We start from the raw sequence: 20,374 nt of genomic DNA, 5'->3' as shown, positions 1-20,374 counted from the left end.
GCACTGAAGCCGGGGCCCTCCCTCGTTGCTGCCTGCTGCAGTACTGCTTACCGCTTACTGCTTGGCTCAGGCTCAGACGGTCTCGATGACCTGGTCGAACTCAAGGCGCGGGGAGCGCGGGAACCAGGCGTTCTCGGCGGGCTTGCCGATGTTGACGACCATCAGCGGGGTGTGGTCGCCGTCCAGGAACTCCTTCTGGACGGCGGCGGCGTCGAAGCCGGTCATCGGGCCGGCGGCCAGGCCCGCGGCGCGGACGCCGATGATGAAGTAGGCGGCCTGCAGCGCGGCGTTGAGGTGCGCGGCGCCTTCGCGGGCGGGGCGCTCCGAGAAGAACACGTCCTTGGCCTGCGGGAAGTGCGGGAACAGCGCCGGGAGCTCCTCGTGGAACTCGTTGTCCGCGGAGAGGATCGCGACGAGCGGGGCGGACGCGGTCTTCGGCTGGTTGCCCTCGGCCATGTGCTGGACCAGGCGCTCGCGGGCCTCGGGGGAGCGGACCAGGGTGATGCGGAGCGACGACAGGTTGAAGGCGGTCGGACCGAACTTGACCAGGTCGTAGATCGCCTGCACCTGCTCCTCGGTGACCGGCTCATCGGTGAAGGAGTTCGCGGTGCGGGCCTCGCGGAAGAGCAGGTCCTGCGCGGCGGGGTCAAGGACGAGAGACATGGATCAACCTTCTCGGTGCGTTGCGTGCTGTGCGTGGAGCGTGGATCAGCTTCCGGGATCGACCGTACGACGTTGCGGTTTAAGTTTCAACCAAATCGGCCGCTTGGTGATCCGCTTCACAACGAACCAGGTCACGCGCGCGCGGAGGCGCGTCAGTCGCTGTCCCCGCCGCCCTCGTCGCCGTCGTCGCCGTCCTCGCCGGACCCCGCGAGGGCCGCGTCCAGGCGGGCGCGGGCGCCGTCCAGCCAGCGGCGGCAGATCTTCGCCAGCTCCTCGCCGCGCTCCCACAGGGCGAGCGACTCCTCGAGCGTGGTGCCGCCCGTCTCCAGGCGGCGTACGACCTCGATGAGCTCGTCCCGTGCCTGCTCGTAGCCGAGCGCGTCCGCCGGGGCGTCCGCGGGGCTCGTGGCCTCGTCCGTCTTGCTGGTCATGTGCCCCACCCTAAATGTCGGTTCGTACGGCTTGTGCGGCTCGCTCGGCCGGTTCGTCTTCCGTGCCCCGCGGCACGTCCGTGGCCCGTACGGTGAACTCGCCCTCGGCGACCCGGGCCCGCAGCTCCTCGCCGACGGCCACTTCCTGCGCGGCCCGCACCACAGCGCCGTCAGCCTTCTGCAGTACCGCGTACCCCCGCTGGAGCGTCGCGGCGGGGGAGAGGCCCACCACGCGCGCGTGGGTGTGCGTCAGCTCCGACTCGGCGCGGTCGAGGAGGTGCCCGAGCGTGCGGCGGCTGCGGTCGACGAGCGCCGAGACCTGCTCCTCGCGCTCCTCGATCATGCGGTGCGGATTCTCCATGGAGGGGCGGGCGAGGGCATGGGCCAGGCCGCGGTCCTCGCGGTCGAGGAAGGCGTCCATGCAGCGCCTGGCCCGGTCCCGCAGCCACCGCACGCGCTCGTGCTCCTCGCCGACGTCCGGCACCACCTTCTTGGCTGCGTCGGTGGGGGTGGAGGCGCGCAGGTCCGCCACGTAGTCGAGCAGGGGGTTGTCCGGCTCGTGGCCGATCGCGGAGACGACCGGCGTACGGCAGGAGGCGACGGCCCGCACGAGCTGCTCGTCGGAGAACGGCAGCAAATCCTCCACGCTGCCGCCGCCCCGCGCCACGATGATCACGTCCACGGCGTCGAGCGCGTCGAGATCCTTCACGGCCTGCACGACCTGCGGCACCGCGTGCACGCCCTGGACGGGGACGTTGCGCACCTCGAAGCGGACGGCGGGCCAGCGGTGCCGGGCGTTCTCCAGGACGTCGCGCTCGGCGGCGGAGGCGCGGCCGGTGACGAGGCCGATGAGCTGGGGAAGGAAGGGCAGCGCCTTCTTCCGGTCGGCGGCGAAGAGGCCCTCCCCGGCCAGGCTCTTCTTCAACTGCTCGATCCGCGCGAGCAGTTCTCCCACGCCGACGGGCTTTATCTCGACGGCCCGCAGGGACAGCTGCCCCCGGGGCGCGTACCACTCGGGCTTGGCGTGGACGACGACTCGGGCGCCCTCGGAGACGACGTCCGCGACGGCGTCGAACACCTGGCGGTAACAGGTGACGCTGACGGAGATGTCGTGCGAGGGGTCGCGCAGCGTCATGAAGACCACGCCGGCGCCGGGCCTGCGGGACAGCTGGGTGATCTGCCCCTCGACCCACACGGCACCGAGCCGGTCGATCCACCCACCGATGAGCCGCGACACCTCGCCGACGGGCAGCGGGGCGTCCGCGGACGTGTTCAAAGCCATGCGCCGAGCGTATCGGCAGGCTCTGACACGACGGGGCTCCCGCTTACCCCCGAGGGCCGCCTTCCGCACCCTGGCCGGCCTTTCCCGCCCCGGCTTTCCCTCCTGGCCCCGGCTCCTACGTTGCGCGTCGGACGCTGAGTGCCGGGTGGGCGGGCAGGAGACATCCGCCGCGAAGCGGCGGCTCAGGACTCCCCACGACGAGCCCGCTGGCCAAGAAGCACGGCAAGCCCCACAACGAACCACGCCGCACCCACCACCTGCGCGGACCCCGCGGCCTCAACGATGACCGCAATGGTGATCGCCGCCCCGAGCACCGGGACAAGCACATGCCGCCACCAGCTGACGGGGCCCCCTTGCCGCTTGACGGCGAACCACCCCACCACGCTCGCGTGCAGCAGCACGAACGCCGTCAGAGCACCGACATTCACCACCGAGACCAGGTGGTCCATCCCGTCGTCCCGCCGAGCTGCCCACACCGCGGCCACCATCGTGATGACAGCCGCACACAGCAGAGCGATCCGCGGCGTCCCGGATTCCGTCCGGGACAGCGCCCCCGGCAGCCGCCGGTCACGCGCCATGGCGTACAGCAGACGACCCGCGGCGGCCTGCCCCGCCAGCGCGGCGAACGCCGCACCGATCGCCTTGCTGACGGCCACCAGGTCGTGCAGCCAGTCCCCGACCGCCGAGTCCACCGCATCGTAGAAAGCCGACCCCTGCTTGCCCGGCTCGGCGGCCAGCTGCGCCGACGACATCGGCTCCAGGAGCGCCACCAGATACGTCTGGGCGATGAACAGCACACCGGCGAGCGCCAGACAGAACAGCACCGCCCGCGCCACCTTCGCCGAGCCCCCCGTCACCTCCTCCGCGAACGAGGCGATCGCGTCGAAGCCCAGATACGAGAGCACCGCCACCGACACCGCCCCCACCACGGCGCCCAGCGCGAACGCCCCCTGCGAGCCGTCCCCGCTCAGCGGCGAGAGCCAGTCACGCTGCGCCCCGTCCTGCGCGAGGACGACGATCGCCGACACCACGAAGACCAGCAGGACCACGATCTCCATGGCGAGCACGAGGAACCCGACCCGCGCGGCCGCCCGTACGCCCCACAGGTTCAGCGCGGTCGTCACCAGGACCGCGATCGCCGTCCACACCCACCGGGAGACGGAGGGCACCAGGGCCTCCATCGCGATCCCGGAGAAGAGATAGGCGACGGCCGGGATGAGGAGGTAGTCGAGCATCGCCATCCACCCGGCGATGAACCCGGGGCCGTTACCGAGCCCCACGCGCGCGTAGGCGAAGACCGAGCCCGCCTGGGGGACCACCCGCACCATCTGGGCGTAGCTGAACGCGGTGAACGCCATCGCGATCGTGGCGATGATGTAGACGAGCGCCACGGCGCCGTGCGACTTGGCGTCGAGCGTCCCGAAGACCCCGACCGGCGCCATGGGGGCGATGAACAGCAACCCGTAGACGACAAGATCACGGAAGCCGAGACTGCGCCGAAGGCCCGCGCCATCGCGTCCGCCGTCGCCACGGCCCTCGGCAGGGGTGCCGGGATGGGCACCGGCCGTCGTGTCTGAGTTGTCGGAGTAACCGGACATCGTGCCTCCGTAAGTGAACGCAGGCCTCCAGTCTCCCCAAGAAGCCGATCTTTGACGCGCTGGGCTCGGCCTTACGATGGGGGGCATGACTGCTTCGACTCCTGCCCGCCGAGTCCTGCTCGCCGCCCCCCGCGGCTATTGCGCGGGTGTGGACCGTGCCGTGATCGCCGTCGAGAAGGCCCTTGAGCAGTACGGGGCCCCGATCTATGTCCGCCACGAGATCGTCCACAACAAGTACGTGGTGCAGACCCTGGAGAAGAAGGGCGCCATCTTCGTCGACCAGACGGCGGAGGTCCCCGAGGGCTCCATCGTCATGTTCTCCGCCCACGGAGTGGCCCCCACGGTCCACGCGGAGGCCGCCGAGCGGAAACTGGCGACGATCGACGCGACGTGCCCCCTGGTCACGAAGGTCCACAAGGAAGCCGTCCGGTTCGCCAAGGACGACTTCGACATCCTCCTGATCGGCCACGAGGGCCACGAGGAAGTCATCGGCACGTCCGGCGAGGCGCCCGACCACATCACGCTGGTCGACGGCCCCGACGACGTGGCGAACGTCGAGGTCCGCGACCCGGACAAGGTCGTCTGGCTCTCCCAGACCACGCTCTCGGTCGACGAGACCATGGAGACGGTCGACGCCCTCAAGACCAAGTTCCCCGGCCTGATCTCGCCTCCGAGCGACGACATCTGCTACGCCACGCAGAACCGCCAGGTCGCGGTGAAGAAGCTGGCGGAGGACGCCGAGCTCGTCATCGTCGTCGGCTCCAAGAACTCCTCGAACTCGATCCGCATGGTCGAGGTCGCCCTCGACGCCGGCGCCCCCGCCTCGCACCTCGTCGACGGCGCCGACGAGATCGACGAGGCCTGGCTGGAGGGCGTGAGCACGGTCGGCCTGACCTCGGGCGCCTCCGTGCCCGACGTGCTGGTGGACGGCGTCATCGAGTGGCTGGCCGAGCGGGGCTACGGGGACGTGGAGACGGTGAAGACGGCCGACGAGTCGATCACCTTCTCGCTGCCCAAGGAGCTCCGCCGCGACCTGCGCGCCGAGGCCGCTGAGCTGTCACAGAAGTAACGCGAGGGCCAGGCACTGCCCGTAACGTGGGTCGCATGCAGATCTTCGGTGTGGACATCGGCGGATCAGGGATCAAGGGTGCTCCCGTTGACCTGGACCGCGGAGACCTGGCACAAGAACGGCACAAGGTACTGACCCCGCAGCCGGCCACGCCCGACGGCGTGGCCGACAAGGTGCGCGAGGTCGTCGAGCACTTCGGCTGGACGGGCCCCATCGGTGCCACGTTCCCCGGTGTGATCACCGGCGGTACGGCGCGTACGGCGGCCAACGTGGACAAGAGCTGGATCGGCACGGACATCCAGAGCCTGGTCGCCGACCGGCTGGGCACCGGCGCCCCCGTCACCGTCCTGAACGACGCGGACGCGGCGGGCGTGGCCGAGATGCACTTCGGCGCCGGGCGCGACCGCAAGGGCACGGTCATCCTGCTCACCCTGGGCACCGGCATCGGCAGCGCCCTCTTCACCGGTGGCCGCCTCGTCCCGAACACGGAGCTCGGCCATCTGGAGCTGCACGGACACGACGCGGAGAAGCGCGCCTCGTCCAAGGCCAAGGAGGACGAGGACCTCACCTGGGAGCACTGGGCACGCCGCGTCCAGAAGTATCTGGCGCACGTGGAGATGCTCTTCTCGCCCGAGCTGTTCATCATCGGCGGCGGTGTGAGCCGCAAGTCCCACAAGTTCCTGCCGCTGATCGAGGGCATCAAGGCGGAGGTGGTCCCCGCGGAGCTGCAGAACAACGCGGGGATCGTGGGAGCGGCGATGGCGGCGGCGGAGCAGGCGTAGTCCGGGGCGGAGAAGGGGTAGCCCGGCGGCGGAGACGGCGTAACCCCGCCGCCCCGCGCCCGCGCCCCCGCCCCAGCGCCGCCCTCTTCAGCGGCTCACGCGGTGGGCATGCGCCTCTTCGGCTTGGGCCCCCGCGGCCCGGCGGAGGCGACCGCACCCGCACCGGCCCGTGCCCGCCGCCGCTGCCCCATGAGCTTGATCCTGCGTACGGCCACGATGAGACCGGCGATCAGCGTCCCGGCGTACAGCCAGCCCGCGTGCAGCGCGAGCGAGGTGATCAGCCCCATGAAGTGCGCGCCGAAGCCTCCTCCGTTGCCCCCGGAGATCGGCACCAGGCCCACGGCGAAGGCGATCGGCACGGCCACCGGCGCGGTCACCAGGTCGGCGGGCCGCACCCAGAACGCGGTCAGCACGCTCACGGGCACGAAGAGCACGCCGTACGCGACGACCGAACTGCCGAAGAGCAGCCACAGCAGGCAGGCCAGCAGGAACATCGTCGCGGCACAGAAGAGCCCGCTGCCGAGCCCGGTGAGGCGGGGGTTCGGCATGCCGCGCAGGGTGCGGTAGAGCGGCAGCGCGCGCAGGTTGCGGAGGATGGGCGGGAGGGGGCGGCGGGGGCCGGGCGCGGCCCGGTAGACCGTCGCCGAATCGGCGGGCGTGCCCTGCGGGGACGCCGGTCTGCCCTGCGGGGGCAGGGGGGCGGTGCGTCGCGGCCGGGCCGGAGGCTGAGGGGGACGCGTCCTGTGTTGCTCCACCGGACCAACCTAGGTCGAGCCGTACCGATAATCCGGCATGGGACACGCGCTTTGGCCGACCTTGGCCATGCGTTCGATAGCAGAGCGATACGCCGACGAGCGCGGGGCACGCACGCCGTAGACTGGGGGATCGCCCTACGGTCGCTCCGGCCTCCCGGGCCGTCCACCCAAAGACTCACGTACGGGAAGTCGCAACGTGTCGCTCACGATCGGAATCGTCGGTCTGCCCAATGTCGGCAAGTCGACCCTGTTCAACGCCCTGACCAAGAACGACGTCCTTGCGGCCAACTACCCGTTCGCCACGATCGAGCCGAATGTCGGCGTGGTCGGCGTCCCGGACCCCCGCCTCACGAAACTGGCCGAGATCTTCTCCTCCCAGAAGGTCCTCCCGGCGACGGTCGACTTCGTCGACATCGCGGGCATCGTGCGCGGCGCGAGCGAGGGCGAGGGCCTGGGCAACAAGTTCCTCGCGAACATCCGCGAGTCGGACGCGATCTGCCAGGTCATCCGCGCCTTCAAGGACGAGAACGTCGTGCACGTGGACGGCAAGGTCTCGCCCAAGGACGACATCGAGACGATCAACACCGAGCTGATCCTCGCCGACCTCCAGACGATCGAGAAGGTCCTCCCGCGCCTCCAGCGGGAGTCGCGCATCAAGAAGGACGTCGCGCCCAAGGTGAAGGCGGTCGAGGAGGCCCAGGCGATCCTGGAGAAGGGCGACACGCTCTCCTCGGCGGGCATCGTCCAGGGCTCCGGCCGGGACGAACTCCTCCACGACCTGCACCTCCTCACGACGAAGCCCTTCCTCTACGTCTTCAACGTGGACGAGGACGAGCTGACGGACGACGAGTTCAAGGCCGCGCAGAGCGCCCTGGTCGCCCCCGCGGAGGCGATCTTCCTCAACGCCAAGCTGGAGTCGGAGCTGGTGGAGCTGGAGGAGGACGAGGCCCTGGAGCTCCTCCAGTCGGTGGGCCAGGAAGAGCCCGGCCTCGCGACCCTGGCCCACGTGGGCTTCCGCACCCTGGGCCTGCAGACCTACCTGACGGCAGGCCCCAAGGAGTCCCGCGCCTGGACGATCCCCAAGGGCGCGACGGCCCCCGAGGCGGCCGGCGTGATCCACACGGACTTCCAGAAGGGCTTCATCAAGGCCGAGGTCATCTCGTTCGCGGACCTGGTCGAAACGGGCTCGGTCGCCGAAGCGCGAGCGAAGGGGAAGGCGCGCATGGAGGGCAAGGAGTATGTGATGCAGGACGGGGATGTGGTGGAGTTCCGCTTCAACAACTGAACTCCACCACGTCGCTGATGTGGTGGAGTTCAGTCCGAAAGTACAAGTGACTGATGAGGCCGGGATGACCTCGTTCCGGCCTCATCAGACATGCCTGCCATCTTTGATGGTGCACGAAGGGCCCAAGCCGCCCTCCTCGGTTCTGCGTCACTGCCAGTGGCGGGGCGCCTGCCGGGAGCGCCGACTATGAGCGGCTGGTGCTCCTCGCCGTCAGCACGAGCTGTGACGCGGTCTCATGCGTTCAGTCCCGCTGGCCCACGCTTCTCGTAGCATATGAGAAGTTCAAACGCGTGGTCGTGACTGGGGGCAGGGATGAGCAAGAGCGGGCAGGCAATGCCGCTGGAAGTCCGGCATGTTCGCGATGCGTTGAAGCGCGAGTTCGATCCGCTGATCTCGCTCGCTGACTACGAGAAACGTCAGCCGTTGGAACGTGAGAATGCCTTCAACTCGCGCGCTTTGTCCGCCAGGGCGGCTCGCATGCTCACGGACTGTACGTCCGAGGAAGCTGCCGAGTCCGTGATCGACGGCCGGGACGACTTCGGTATCGACGCCGTCGCCTTCTCCGCCTCCGCTCCTGAACTGTGGCTGATCCAGGCCAAATGGAGCGACAAAGGCAAGGCCGGCTTTGACACGAGTGCCGCACACAAGCTGGTGCACGGCCTGAAGAAGCTCGATAACCGGGACTTCGATCAGTTCAACGAACGGTTCCGCCGTCTCGCTGACCGTGTGCGGTCAGTGCTTGACGTGCCTACCTGCAAGGTGGTCCTCGTCATCGCTGTCATGGGCGAAGGGCGCCTGTCTACGGAGACCGAGGCCATACTCGTCGAAGCGGCTGAGGAGTTCGGTGGCTACACGCGCTCCATCGAGCACCGGGTGTTGAACCAGACGGACTTCCACCGTGCCGTCCGCGAGGACCTCACCCCAGAGCCGATCACCCTCACCGCCACCATGACGCAGGGCTGGCATTCCCGGGAAACCCCATTTCAGGCATATTCGGGGCTGGTAGCGGCCGACGAACTCGCTCAGTGGTACGACGACAACGGCGAGCGGTTGTACGACCGGAACGTCCGCAGGTCGCTGGGCTTGACCGGAGTCAACCAGACACTTGTCGAGAGTCTCATCCGGGATCCGCAGGGCTTCTGGTACCGCCACAACGGCATCACGGTGCAGTGCGACAAGATCGAGCCGCATTTCTTCGCCAAGCACAAACCCAGTGAACCCGTGAAGCTGGTCCTCGAAAATGCGAGTGTCGTCAATGGTGCGCAGACCGTAACCTCTGCCCACCGAGCGTTCCAGCAGAACGAGGAAGCGGTGGGCGAGGCGTACGTCACCGTCCGAATCATCTCGGTTTCCGGCGCCCGGGAAGGGTTCGCAGGTGAGATCACCGAGGCGACGAACACGCAGAACCACATGGAGCGGTCCGATTTCATCGCGATCAAGCCAGTACAGAGCCTGATCCGCGAGGACTTCCGGCTCTCTCTTGACAAGGACTACGTATTCAAGCGCGGTGAGATCGAGCCGTCGCCAGCGTTCGGATGCTCGGTCCGCGAGGCCGCCACTGCCCTTGCATGCGCCCACCCGGACCCGGCCCTGGCGGTACGGGTGAAGGGCTCAGCCGACGCGCTCTGGGAGGACGGTCCCGGCGGCATCTACACCCGACTGTTCGGCCGCAGGCCCAGTGCCTATCAGATCTGGCGTAGCGTCTTGCTGATGCGGCGCGTGCGGGAGTCCCTGCACGAGGTGCGCTCCACGCTGACCGGGCGGGCGGGTTCGATCGCTGACAGCGGCGCTTTGCTTGTGGCGCACATGGTCGCCCAGCAGGTCGGCTCGGAGGGGATTGACGAACCGGACTCAGGTTGGGAATCCGCCCTTGAGGATGTACCGGCGCGGGTCAGCGCGACGCTTGCTCAGCTCATTCCGCTGGTGAACCACCTTTTTGGAGGTGGGAGTTACGTCACCAGCACCTTCGCCAGCGAGGAACGCTCCCGGAAACTGGTCGCAGCCGTCCTTCGAGCGCTCGCCGACGGTACGGACGCCGGAGACCTCGCGGCGTACCAACAGCGGGACGCATCGAAGCCACCTAGGCGCCCCAACACCGTTACCCTGCTCATCGACCACGACCGTATTTCAGCTGGCACCAGGCTCATGTACCACCCCAGCGCTACGGAGGAGGAGGCCATCGGGGACTGGCTGAACGCCGACCCGCGTCGGGCCTACGCAACCTGGGTCAACGACCGACGAAAGCCCTTGCTCTGGGAGGCTGACGGGAAGCGTTACTCACCGAGCGGCCTGGTCACGCACATCTGGCAGCAGGCCGAGTGGCGCGAGGCATGGAGCGCGGTCCAGGGGCCGAAACAGTGGGGCGTGCTGGGCGAGGCTGGAACGCTTGTGGACCTCGCCGAGCAGCTCTGGCAGCGACTCCTGACGGAATCCCTGCCGGAGGAGGAGCAGTTCGACTTCGCATAAGGGCTGATCGTCAGCAGCCCCGACCCGATTCGGCTTTGGGCGGCGACCCCGCAGCTGACACCTGTGGCGGGGCTGGCCTCCTGGTTCAGGCGCTGGGCGGGGACCGTGGAGAAGACGATCAGCCCTTTCGCCTACAGATTCTGGTTGATTCTTGGGATGTCGCAACCGGATGCCTACGTACCACATCAGCTGGAAAGTGTTCCCGGCGTGCGCGGTGAACCGGCCCGCACCGCTGAAATCGTCCTGTCCTGAAGCCGTTTCGAACTCGAGACAGAAGTTTTTCAGGTCCCCTCCGCGAACCGGGGCCGAGCCGTGTGCCGTGAGACGCGCGGCATCGTCTCGCCCGGTGAACGACGGAGCAGCTTCATGTCGCGGCCCTCGACCCAGGCGTTCCAGGACTTGAGGTAGTAGAGCAGGTGCTCCCGCGAGTCGTCGCGCCTGCGGTGGGTCTTGCCGGCCGCCAGGTTCAGCAGCGTATTGCGCAAGGTCAGCCGCGGGTCACCGATGCGCAGCCCCGCACCGGTGACCAGGGCCTCGTGCCAGAGGTGCTGATCGAGCTCGGGACGGGCGTCGGTGGTCGCGTACCAGCCGACCGCGGCAGCCGTCACGGTGATGCGGAAAGCCTTGTTCATCGGGATCGCCGCCCGGACAGCGTCCCGCATACCGGGGTGCTGGTCGAGGACGGTGAGCAGCAGATCGTTACTGACGGCGGCGCTCTGCCCGCTCCACGCTGAGTCCGGGGCGGTCAAATAGAGATACAGCCCGCGCAGGGCCGCCGCCAGGTGGGTACTGTGCTCCTCGCCCGCGAGGGCCAGCGCGTCGCGCCCGCTGCGTTTGCGGCCGGTGTCCATCACGGTGAACGCGGACTGCGCCACCCCGCGTGTCACCACGCACTGCACGGGGACGCCCGCCTTCGCCACCGCCTCCAACCGGTGTTGGCCGTCGATCAGTGCGCCGTGGTCATCGAAGGCGATTCCCTGGTGGGTGAGCTGCCACTCGCCGCGCTCGATCTGCTGGGTGAGCTGTTGGACGAACGCTTTGCTCAGCGGGCGGTTCTTGGTGTTGAGAAGCAGCCAGTCGCGGGCCAACTCGGGCGTGATCACTTCTACGTTGCTCTGCATGACGTCCCCTCCATTGCCACCACCGGCAGCACTCGTCGATAGCAACGATGACAACATCGCCTGAAAGCATTGTCAAACAGCATCTTGCCGTGCTGTACTGTTCGTGCGTGTTCGATGAAGACGAAGGGGGCTCCTGATGGCCGCACCGACCACGGTGAGTACCTCCGATATCGCCCGTATCGCGGACGTCGGCCGCGCGACCGTGACCAACTGGCGGCGCCGCCACTCCGATTTCCCCGCTCCCACGGGCGGTACGGAATCGCGCCCCACATTCACGCTGGAGGATGTGGAGGGGTGGCTGGCCGAGCATGGCCGTCTCCCGCAGTTCACCGAGCAGCAGCAGTTGTGGCGTGAGCTGCTGCGAGAAGCCGAGGGGTCGGGGCTGGCTGAAGCGATGGCCCGGGCCGCGCTCTTCCTCGCCTTCCTGGAACGCGAAGGTCACACCTCAAGAGAGACGCCTTACGTTCACTACGCCGAAGGGCCGGACCTGGACGACGAGGGTCTCGGTGACGGCATGCTGGACGAGATAGGCAAAGCACTTCAGGACATGCCTGAGCCGCTCGCCCTGCTGCGTTCCGCATCGCTGATGCGTGAGCTCGCGACTGCCGCGACACGGCAGACGCCTGACGAGGTCCTGTCGGACATGCTCGACCGCTACGCGAGCGAGTCGCGAAGGCGCGGGCCGGGGACCCCGGCGGCGGTGGCCAACTTCATGGCGACACTGGCCAAGGCCGCCTCGCCGGACGGCGCGCTGAGCGCCGTACTCGACCCGGCATGCGGGACGGGGGACCTACTGGAGGCGGCCCGGATCCAGGGGGCTACGCAGCTTGACGGCCAGGACCGGGAGCTGCATTTGGCCCAGCTGGCCGCGTCCCGGCTCTCCCTCCGACTGGGCGGGAGAGGGCACTGCTCTGTCGATGCCGAGGACGCTCTCGCCCGATCCCGGCATACGGGTGGGGAGTTCGACGCGGTCCTGTGCAATCCCCCGTACAACGAACGCGATTGGGGCGCGGACGAGTTGGCGTACGACTCCCGCTGGGAGTACGGCCTGCCGTCCCGGTCCGAGTCCGAGCTCGCCTGGGTGCAGCACAGCCTGTCGCGGGTGCGGCCGGGTGGTGTGGTGGTCATGCTGCTGCCGCCGTCCGTCGCCTCCCGGAGTTCTGGGCGGCGGATCCGGGCGGCGCTCGTACGGCACGGCGCGCTGCGGGCTGTGTTGGCACTGCCTGCCGGGGCCGCTCCGCCGGCGCACATCGGGCTGCATTTGTGGGTGCTCCGGAGGCCGGACGGGGGCAACGGCGCAGAGGCCAGCCATGTGCTGTTCATGAACTGCAAGTCGTTGCCGGACATAAACAGCCGTGGCGGGCACCCCTCCGTCACCTACCGAGAACTGCTTGCAGCGCCTGAGAAGTGCCCTGCCATGCCAGGCGCGTACCGTGCCGTCCCGATCACGGATCTGCTCGACGACACAGTCGACCTCACGCCCGCGCCACGACTCGCGGGAGAGCGCGGCATGCCGCAGGTAGACGATCTCCGCCGTACCCTGAGCGGCCGTCGCGACAGCCTCGGCTCCGTGCTGTCGCAGGCATCGGCACTCGCCCCGAGCGACGATTGGGGCGTCTCCCGGACGGGCGGGCAATGGACGATGGCCCCGCTCGCCGATCTGATCCGTACGGGGGCGCTGACCCTGATCAGGCCCAAGGCTAAGGGCGGCAAAGGGGATTCGGATGGCAACGATCCCGTCCTCACAGCTGCGGATGTGAACGAAGGGCGCTCCCCGTCCGGGCGCGGTCCGGCAGGGGACGAGGACCCGGTGCGGATCAAGGTCGGGGACGTGATCATCCTTGGAACCTTGCTGTCCACGGACAGGACCGCCGCGCGGGTTGCGGACGGCACCGACGCGGGGGCGCTGCTCGGCAGGAACCTGCACCTGCTGCGCCCGGACGAGGCGCGGCTCGACCCATGGTTCCTGGCTGGCTTCCTCGCCGACCCGGCCAATATGCAGCGGGCGAGCCAGGGGACGTCGATCGTTCGGGTGGACGCGCGCAGGCTCCAAGTGCCCTTGCTGCCGCTGGAGGAGCAGCAGACATACGGGGCGGCGTTCCGGCGGCTGCACACCTTTACGAAGGCTCTGCGCCGGGCTGCGCTCCAGGGCGAGGAGACGGCCGGGAAGTTGCGGGCCGCGCTCACGACGGGCGCTTTGCGGCCACCGCCACCGGCCTGAACCCGTGCGAGCCTCCCCGCACACACGACACACTGACCGCGTACGTACCGCACTGAAGTAATCGCCGCCCCGGCGGCCCGGAAGGACAACGGTGGAGCAGGACCACAGCAGGCACTCGGAGATGATCAACTTCATCTGGAAGGTTGCCGACTTGTTGCGCGGCGACTTCCGGGCGCATGACTACGGGAAGATCATTCTTCCGTTCACCGTGCTGCGGCGACTTGACAGTGTGCTGGAGCCGACGAAGGCCGAAGTGCTCGCGGAAGTTGCGGAGATGGAAGTGCGGGGGCGACCGCTGGCCTACCGGGAGATGAAGCTCCGTGAGGTCGCCGGGCACGGGTTCTACAACACCAGTGAGCTCACCTTCAAGCGCATCGGCCGGGACCATTCACAGGCGAAGGCGCTACTGAAGTCGTACTACAGCGCCTTCTCGGAGAACGCCCGGGAGATCCTCGACCGGTACAACTTCGAGCAGCACATCTCCGATCTTCAGGAGAAGGGACTGCTGTATCAGGTCGTCGGCGAATTCGCCAAGATCGATCTGCGGCTGCCGAAGGGGCCGGATGACAAGGACGGCATCGACAACCACCAGATGGGCTACATCTTCGAGGAGCTCATCCGGAAGTTCTCCGAAGACAACCCCGCCGGTGAGCACTTCACGCCCCGCGAGGTAGTCCGGTTGATGGTGAACTTGCTGCTGGCCCCGGACGAGGGGACGCTAGGTGCGGGCAAGACGCGGACGGTTCTCGACCCGGCCTGCGGGACGGGCGGCATCCTCAGCGAGACCGAGGACCACATCAAGCGCAAGGCCCCGCATACGACAGTCGGGCTGTACGGGCAGGAACTGAACCCTGAGTCACACGCCATCTGCCAGTCTGACCTGCTGATCAAGGAGCAGGAACCGGACAACATCAAGTACGGGAACTCCTTCACCCAGGATGGCCACAAGGAGCAGAAGTTCGACTATTTGGTCGCGAACCCGCCCTTCGGAGTGGAGTGGAAGAAGGTCAAGCAGGATGTGGAGCGGTTCGCTAGAAACGGGGATCGTTTCCACGCGGGGCTGCCGAGGATCAGTGACGGTTCCTTCCTCTTCCTCCAGCACATGATCTCGAAGATGAAGCCGGCGCATCCCGACGGGAAGGGCGGCTTCGAGGGCGGAAGCCGTATCGCGATTGTCTTCAACGGGTCGCCGTTGTTCAGCGGTGGGGCGGGCTCCGGCGAGTCCGACATCCGGCGGTGGATCCTGGAGGAAGAGGACCTGCTGGAGGCCATTGTGGCTCTGCCGGACCAGCTCTTCTACAACACCGGAATCTTCACCTACTTCTGGATCCTGTCGAACAGGAAGCACCGGAGCCTCAAGGACAAGGTCATCCTGCTGGACGCGCGAGGCCAGTGGACGAAGATGCGGAAGTCGCTCGGGGACAAGCGCAAGGTCATCTCCGATGCTCAGATTGCCGCGGTGACGGACATGTACATGCAGGCGGTGGCTGCCGCGGCCGACGAAGAACAGTCGCTTCCGGAGAAAGCGAAGATCTTTGAAACGAAGGAGTTCGGTTACCAGCGGATCACCGTGGAGCGGCCGTTGAAGCTGCGCTTCGAGGTCACGGAGGAGACGCTAACTGCGCTCCGGGCTTCCGCTGCAATCGATAAGGCGGTGGATGCAGGGGCGTTCGCGGATGCGCTGAAGTCGCTGGTGGGTGAGCGATGGGCGACAAAGGCGGAGGCGTGGGACGCGATTCGTCAGGCGATGGTGCCGACGGGCCTGATGATGCCGACGGGCAAACCCTTCCAGAAGGCGCTACGGGATGTGGTGGGGGTGCGCGACCCCAAGGGCGAGGAACAGTACGTCAAAAAGAGCGACCCGCACCCGGAACCGGACCCCGACCTTCGTGACAACGAGAACGTGCCGCTGGAAGAGGACATCGACGCGTATATGAAGCGCGAGGTGTTGGAGCACGTGCCGGACGCGTGGGTGGACCACACGAAGACGAAGATCGGATACGAGATCCCGTTCACGCGGCAGTTCTACGTGCATGAGCCGCCGAGGCCGTTGGAGGAGATTGACGCGGAGTTGAGGTCGCTGGAGGCCGAGATTCAGCGGCTGCTCGGGGAGGTGACGAAGTGACCGAAGTGCTTGGAACTGCGCTGCCGGGGAACTGGACTACTTCCCGTCTGAAACGCGTCACGTCCCTGCTGAACCGGGGATCTGCTCCGGACTACGTTGACGATGGCCCCGTGCGTGCAATCAGCCAGGCGGCTAATCAGCCTGGGGGATTGGACTGGGCTCGGACTCGGTTTCACGATGCAACTGGAAATCCCCGCAGACTTAAGGGCTACTTGCTGCCGGAAGATATCCTCATCAATTCAACCGGGACCGGCACTCTGGGGCGAATCGGATACTTCCAAGGGGGGCCGGATGAGGTTCCCTGCATGGCAGACACTCATGTGACCGTGGCGCGGGCGATCCCGCCCGAAATTGACTCCCGATTTCTGTACTATTGGCTTTCATCGATTCCATTTCAGGAATACATCTATGCGGCACTAGTAGTGGGCGCAACGAATCAGATCGAGTTGAATCGTGATCGACTCGGCGATGCACCAGTACCCCTTCCGCCGACTGAGGAACAGCGCAGGATCTCCGGGTTCCTTGATTCAGAGGTCGCTCGTATTGATGCAGTTGTGGGCGTCAGGCGTAATCAACAGAGTTCTCTGCTCCACGTGCGTCGCGCGGGAGCCTTGGCGAAGGTATTTGGTCAGGCTGCCTCGTCTGCGCCGACCCGTTTGAAGTACCTCATGCGTAACAAACCGCGTTATGGAGTCCTGGTTCCGGAATTCGCAGACGCTGGGGTGCCCTTCGTGCGTGTCAATGACTTGCTGGACTTGCAGGGCCGAGCAGCGAATCTTGTGCGAATCCCTGAGGCTCTGTCGCGGCAGTACGCCCGTACTCGTGTCCAGCCGAACGACATTCTGCTCAGCGTTGTCGGAACTCTAGGCCGCGCCGCATTGGCACCAGCCGAGTTGGAAGGAGCCAATGTCGCGCGTGCGGTCGCTTCGCTGCGGGTGCGGCATGACGTGGATCCAGGCTTGTTCATCCGCTGGATCGAGACCGCTGACTTCATGCGTCAAGCCCTCGACGCGACGGGCAGTGACACAGCACAGCCGACGCTGGGTATGGAAGATCTAGCGAACTTCAAGCTCCGGTGGCCGACAGACGCTCACGAGCAGCGGCGACTGGCCGAAGAGGTGGAAGAGGTGGCTAAGCATCACGACGAACTGGCTGCTTGTTACGAGAAGCAAATCCGTCTGCTCGCCGAGCGCCGCCGCGCCCTGATCACCGCCGCAGTGACCGGCCAAATTGACGTAACAACCGCACGGGGGGTGCAAGTTCCGTGATTCACAGCAATCCGTTCAGCAACAAAGGCCCGAAGGGACCCCAGTACAAGGTCCACCACGAAGAGGCGTTCCGCGTCGCGATCACTGAGAAGCTCCTCGCCCACGGCTGGGAGATGGGCCTCAGCTCCGACTACCGCTGCGACCTCGCCCTCGACACCGCACAGGTCTTCGCGTTCATCGGGGCCACCCAGAACAAGGCATGGCTGAGCTACGCCGGCTACTACGACAACGACCTCGACACCGCCCAGCGCGCGTTCGCCGAGCACCTCGCCAAGTGGATCGACAAGCGGGGTACCCTCCAGACCCTCCGCCAAGGGGTCAAGGCACATGGCATCCACTTCGACCTCGCCTACTTCAAGCCGTCACAGACGATCGACCCCAGCGCCCTCACCTCGTACAGCAAGAACCGGCTCACCGTCGTCCGTGATCTCGTCTACGCCACCCGCCGTGCGCAAGACGACGCGACCAGCAAGGACGAGGGCAACAAGCCCGACCTCACCCTCTTCGTCAACGGCATCCCCGTCGCCACCGCAGAGTTGAAGAACCCGTTCACCGGCACCGGTACCGCCGAGGCCATGCACCAGTACCGGACCACCCGGGACCACAGGGAACCGCTCTTCGCGAAGCGCGCGATCGCGCACTTCGCGGTCGATCCGGACGCTGTGTTCCTCACCACCCAGGTAAAGGGCAGGGACACCGTCTTTCTGCCCTTCAACACCGGTTCCGACGGCCCCGGAAACCGTGGCGGTGCCGGAAACCCGCCGATCCCCGACGCAGCGCCCACCGGAACGTATCGGACCTCGTACCTCTGGGAACAGATTTGGCACCCGGACACCTGGCTGGATCTGCTGGAGCGGTACGTTCACCAGAGCACGGAGAAGAAGGAAGACGGCAGCACCGTTAAGAAACTGATCTTTCCGCGCTTCCACCAGTGGCACGCTGTAAGGGAGTTGACTGCACACGCCGCACAGCACGGGGCGGGGCACAACTACCTGGTCATGCACTCCGCGGGGTCCGGCAAGTCGAACACCATCGCCTGGCTCGCCCACCGGCTCTCCGACCTGCACGACGCAGGCCACGAGTCGGTTTTCGACAAGGTGCTGGTGATCACGGACCGCACGGTCCTGGACGATCAGCTGCAGGAAACCATAGGTGACTTCCAGCAGACCAATGGCCTGGTCCTCGGCATCGGCGGCAAGGGCGGCTCGAAGTCGTCGCAGCTGGCGGATGCGCTCGCGCAGGAGACGGCGAAGATCCTCATCGTCACCCTCCAGACCTTCCCAGCGCTACTCGCCTACCTGCGCAAGTCGCCCGTCGAGATACGCGGCAGCCGCTTCGCGATCATCGTCGACGAAGCGCACTCTTCTCAGTCAGGCGAAGCCGCCACCGACGTCAAGAAGGCCCTGCGCGATCTCGGCCTCGACGCCGACGACGAAGAGACCGGAGCTACGGAGGCCGAGGCGGAAGTGTCGGAGCCCACCACCGACGAGCGTCTCGCCGCGTCCGCCCGCGCCCGTGGCCAGAGCGCGAACCTCTCCTACTTCGCCTTCACCGCCACCCCCAAGCACAAGACGCTGAAGCTCTTCGGCACCAAGAGCCCGCTCACCGGCCTTTATGAGCCCTTCCACACCTATTCCATGCGGCAGGCGATCGAAGAGAAGTTCATCCTCGATCCGCTGTGCCAGTACGTGAGGTACGAGACGTACTGGCAGATGGTCAACGAGGATCCGCATGAGGCGGACCGCGAGGTCGACAAGAAGAAGGCCAACGCGCTGCTCGCCCTGACCGCACACAGCCACACCACGACCGCCGTACAGCGGGCCAGGGTGATCGCGGAGCACTTCATGGCCCACACCCGCAGACGGCTGGGAGGGCGGGCCAAGGCCATGGTGGTGTGCCGTTCACGGTACGGCGCGCTCCAGCTGTACCGGCAGGTCGTCAAGTACTTCGACGACAACGGCTATCCGGACCCCGGAGTACTGGTCGCCTTCTCCGGTTCTGTCAAGGAGGGAGAGGAGGAGGTCACCGAGGCGAAGCTCAACGGCTTCTCGGAGGGCGAGCTGCGCAAGAGGTTCGCGTACACCGCGGCCGACGACCAGAAGAGCACGTCAGCCAGGAGCAGGCGCGAGTACCGGATCCTGGTGGTCGCGGACAAATATCAGACGGGCTTCGACCAGCCGCTGTTGACCACCATGTACGTCGACAAGAAGCTGAAGGGCGTCGCCGCTGTGCAGACGCTCTCCCGCCTCAACCGCACGCATCCTTTCAAGGGCCAGCAGGATCTGTGCGTTCTGGACTTCGCGAACGACCCGCATGTTATCCAGAACGAGTTCCGGCCGTTCTTCGAAGAAGCTCAGACCATGCCCACCGACCCCAACCTGGTCTACGACGCGCAGCATCAGGTCATGGATCCGCCGATCCTGCTCGTCGACGAGATGCAGTCGTTCGTGGCCGCGTACCTCAGGGCGCAGGACGCGGCGGCCGGGGACGATACCCGCTGGGAGAAGTTGCACGCGGAGCTCTACCGGCACACCGACCCCGCCCGCGACAGGTTCATCGCGATCAGGGACAGCGAAGTGCCAGCCGAGCACAACAGCGCCGAGCAGTTCCGGGCCGACCTCGCCGACTATGTGCGCAAGTACAGCTTCCTCGCACAGATCGTGCCGTACATCGACATCGATCTGGAGCGCCTGCACCTCTTCGGGCAGCATCTGCTGCGCAGGCTGCCCCCGCGCGAGGGGGGCGGGGTGGACATCGGGGAAACCCGGCTCGAGGCCGTGCGCCTGGAGAAGGTCGGGGAGGTCGACGTGAGCCTGACTGCCGAGGGCGCCGTCGAACTGAAGGGCTTCGGCAGTGGTGGGGGTGGTGCCGCGGAGCCCGACAAGTCGCCGCTGGCCGAGGTGATCGACCGGTTCAACGAGCGGTTCGGTACCGATTTCACGGAGGAGGACTTCATCGTGCCGCTGCGTGCGGTGATGGCCGACGAGAAGGTGCGGCGATCCGCCTCGCAGGACGACGAGGACGGATTCAAGCACGTCATCGACCCGGTACTGGACGCCGAGATGATGAAGCACATCGACTCCGTACGCGAGTTGGGAGACCACTACTTCCACGACGACCGGGATCACCGAGAGTCGATCAAGCGCGACCTGCGGCGGCACGCCTTCCGCATGCTGCGCCGCGAGCTGGGCATGGACGACGCGGCCTGAAACCACCGCGGCCAGCGCGGACCGTCCGCGGCAACTCCCCGTAACCGTGGACGGTTTATGGCGACACGCGCCACACTGGGCACACATGATCACGGGGCA

At 66.9% G+C, this 20,374-nt stretch carries 15 protein-coding genes; 9 read left to right on the top strand and 6 right to left on the bottom strand.

Annotated elements, in window-relative coordinates:
- Window positions 1-72: 72 nt before the first annotated feature.
- The 4 genes from ACFUPX_RS23215 to ACFUPX_RS23200 form a co-directional block, all read right to left on the bottom strand.
- Entirely contained in the window at window positions 73-663 is a 591-nt protein-coding gene (locus ACFUPX_RS23215) for a malonic semialdehyde reductase (protein ID WP_383325674.1), read from the bottom strand.
- 152 nt (window positions 664-815) lie between these two features.
- Window positions 816-1,094, bottom strand: a complete 279-nt coding sequence (locus ACFUPX_RS23210) for an exodeoxyribonuclease VII small subunit (protein ID WP_383325671.1) — start codon at window positions 1,092-1,094, stop codon at window positions 816-818.
- A 10-nt stretch (window positions 1,095-1,104) separates the two neighbouring features.
- Window positions 1,105-2,376: an exodeoxyribonuclease VII large subunit gene (gene xseA, locus ACFUPX_RS23205; RefSeq protein WP_383325668.1), complete on the bottom strand. Its 1,272-nt coding sequence runs from the start codon at window positions 2,374-2,376 to the stop codon at window positions 1,105-1,107.
- A gap of 182 nt (window positions 2,377-2,558) precedes the next feature.
- Window positions 2,559-3,974 (bottom strand): APC family permease, encoded by a 1,416-nt coding sequence (locus ACFUPX_RS23200; protein WP_383325665.1) that lies wholly within the window; start codon window positions 3,972-3,974, stop codon window positions 2,559-2,561.
- Between the two features lie 76 nt (window positions 3,975-4,050).
- Here ACFUPX_RS23200 and ACFUPX_RS23195 point away from each other — a divergent pair, with 76 nt between their 5' ends.
- Complete coding sequence (locus ACFUPX_RS23195; protein ID WP_383325663.1) at window positions 4,051-5,043, top strand: 4-hydroxy-3-methylbut-2-enyl diphosphate reductase; 993 nt, start codon at window positions 4,051-4,053, stop codon at window positions 5,041-5,043.
- Window positions 5,044-5,078: 35 nt separating this feature from the next.
- Window positions 5,079-5,825, top strand: a complete 747-nt coding sequence (gene ppgK / locus ACFUPX_RS23190; protein WP_383325660.1) for a polyphosphate--glucose phosphotransferase — start codon at window positions 5,079-5,081, stop codon at window positions 5,823-5,825.
- A 95-nt stretch (window positions 5,826-5,920) separates the two neighbouring features.
- On the opposite strand, the gene ACFUPX_RS23185 is transcribed toward ppgK, so the two are convergent.
- Window positions 5,921-6,580: a DUF6542 domain-containing protein gene (locus ACFUPX_RS23185; RefSeq protein ID WP_383325658.1), complete on the bottom strand. Its 660-nt coding sequence runs from the start codon at window positions 6,578-6,580 to the stop codon at window positions 5,921-5,923.
- A 196-nt stretch (window positions 6,581-6,776) separates the two neighbouring features.
- Here ACFUPX_RS23185 and ychF point away from each other — a divergent pair, with 196 nt between their 5' ends.
- The 3 genes from ychF (at window position 6,777) to ACFUPX_RS23170 (ending at window position 10,583) form a co-directional block, all read left to right on the top strand.
- Window positions 6,777-7,865: a redox-regulated ATPase YchF gene (gene ychF, locus ACFUPX_RS23180; RefSeq protein WP_383325655.1), complete on the top strand. Its 1,089-nt coding sequence runs from the start codon at window positions 6,777-6,779 to the stop codon at window positions 7,863-7,865.
- Window positions 7,866-8,177: 312 nt separating this feature from the next.
- Entirely contained in the window at window positions 8,178-10,331 is a 2,154-nt protein-coding gene (locus ACFUPX_RS23175) for an AIPR family protein (protein WP_383325652.1), read from the top strand.
- A gap of 105 nt (window positions 10,332-10,436) precedes the next feature.
- Complete coding sequence (locus tag ACFUPX_RS23170; protein ID WP_383325649.1) at window positions 10,437-10,583, top strand: hypothetical protein; 147 nt, start codon at window positions 10,437-10,439, stop codon at window positions 10,581-10,583.
- A 29-nt stretch (window positions 10,584-10,612) separates the two neighbouring features.
- On the opposite strand, the gene ACFUPX_RS23165 is transcribed toward ACFUPX_RS23170, so the two are convergent.
- Window positions 10,613-11,452: a hypothetical protein gene (locus tag ACFUPX_RS23165; RefSeq protein WP_383325646.1), complete on the bottom strand. Its 840-nt coding sequence runs from the start codon at window positions 11,450-11,452 to the stop codon at window positions 10,613-10,615.
- Window positions 11,453-11,588: 136 nt separating this feature from the next.
- Between ACFUPX_RS23165 and ACFUPX_RS23160 the strand changes: the two genes are divergently transcribed.
- From ACFUPX_RS23160 to ACFUPX_RS23145, 4 genes are all read left to right on the top strand, one after another.
- A complete protein-coding gene (locus tag ACFUPX_RS23160; RefSeq protein WP_383325643.1) occupies window positions 11,589-13,673 on the top strand; it encodes an N-6 DNA methylase in 2,085 nt (694 codons plus the stop codon).
- Between the two features lie 121 nt (window positions 13,674-13,794).
- Window positions 13,795-15,798: an N-6 DNA methylase gene (locus tag ACFUPX_RS23155; protein ID WP_383325688.1), complete on the top strand. Its 2,004-nt coding sequence runs from the start codon at window positions 13,795-13,797 to the stop codon at window positions 15,796-15,798.
- Window positions 15,795-17,066, top strand: a complete 1,272-nt coding sequence (locus ACFUPX_RS23150) for a restriction endonuclease subunit S (RefSeq protein WP_383325640.1) — start codon at window positions 15,795-15,797, stop codon at window positions 17,064-17,066. The genes ACFUPX_RS23155 and ACFUPX_RS23150 overlap by 4 nt, the downstream gene beginning before the upstream one ends.
- Complete coding sequence (locus tag ACFUPX_RS23145) at window positions 17,063-20,275, top strand: type I restriction endonuclease subunit R (protein ID WP_383325637.1); 3,213 nt, start codon at window positions 17,063-17,065, stop codon at window positions 20,273-20,275. The genes ACFUPX_RS23150 and ACFUPX_RS23145 overlap by 4 nt, the downstream gene beginning before the upstream one ends.
- Window positions 20,276-20,374 lie beyond the last annotated feature (99 nt).

This window comes from Streptomyces sp. NPDC057302 (genome assembly GCF_042667685.1).
Lineage (GTDB): Bacteria > Actinomycetota > Actinomycetes > Streptomycetales > Streptomycetaceae > Streptomyces.
This window is presented reverse-complemented; position numbering and strand designations above follow the sequence as displayed.

What these genes read in the sequence shown, in the direction of transcription:
- ACFUPX_RS23215 (WP_383325674.1), bottom strand. Translation starts at nt 663, where the DNA reads ATGTCTCTCGTCCTTGACCCCGCCGCGCAGGACCTGCTCTTCCGCGAG.
- ACFUPX_RS23210 (WP_383325671.1), bottom strand. Translation starts at nt 1,094, where the DNA reads ATGACCAGCAAGACGGACGAGGCCACGAGCCCCGCGGACGCCCCGGCG.
- xseA (WP_383325668.1), bottom strand. Translation starts at nt 2,376, where the DNA reads ATGGCTTTGAACACGTCCGCGGACGCCCCGCTGCCCGTCGGCGAGGTG.
- ACFUPX_RS23200 (WP_383325665.1), bottom strand. Translation starts at nt 3,974, where the DNA reads ATGTCCGGTTACTCCGACAACTCAGACACGACGGCCGGTGCCCATCCC.
- ACFUPX_RS23195 (WP_383325663.1), top strand. Translation starts at nt 4,051, where the DNA reads ATGGGGGGCATGACTGCTTCGACTCCTGCCCGCCGAGTCCTGCTCGCC.
- ppgK (WP_383325660.1), top strand. Translation starts at nt 5,079, where the DNA reads ATGCAGATCTTCGGTGTGGACATCGGCGGATCAGGGATCAAGGGTGCT.
- ACFUPX_RS23175 (WP_383325652.1), top strand. Translation starts at nt 8,178, where the DNA reads ATGAGCAAGAGCGGGCAGGCAATGCCGCTGGAAGTCCGGCATGTTCGC.
- ACFUPX_RS23165 (WP_383325646.1), bottom strand. Translation starts at nt 11,452, where the DNA reads ATGCAGAGCAACGTAGAAGTGATCACGCCCGAGTTGGCCCGCGACTGG.
- ACFUPX_RS23160 (WP_383325643.1), top strand. Translation starts at nt 11,589, where the DNA reads ATGGCCGCACCGACCACGGTGAGTACCTCCGATATCGCCCGTATCGCG.
- ACFUPX_RS23155 (WP_383325688.1), top strand. Translation starts at nt 13,795, where the DNA reads ATGATCAACTTCATCTGGAAGGTTGCCGACTTGTTGCGCGGCGACTTC.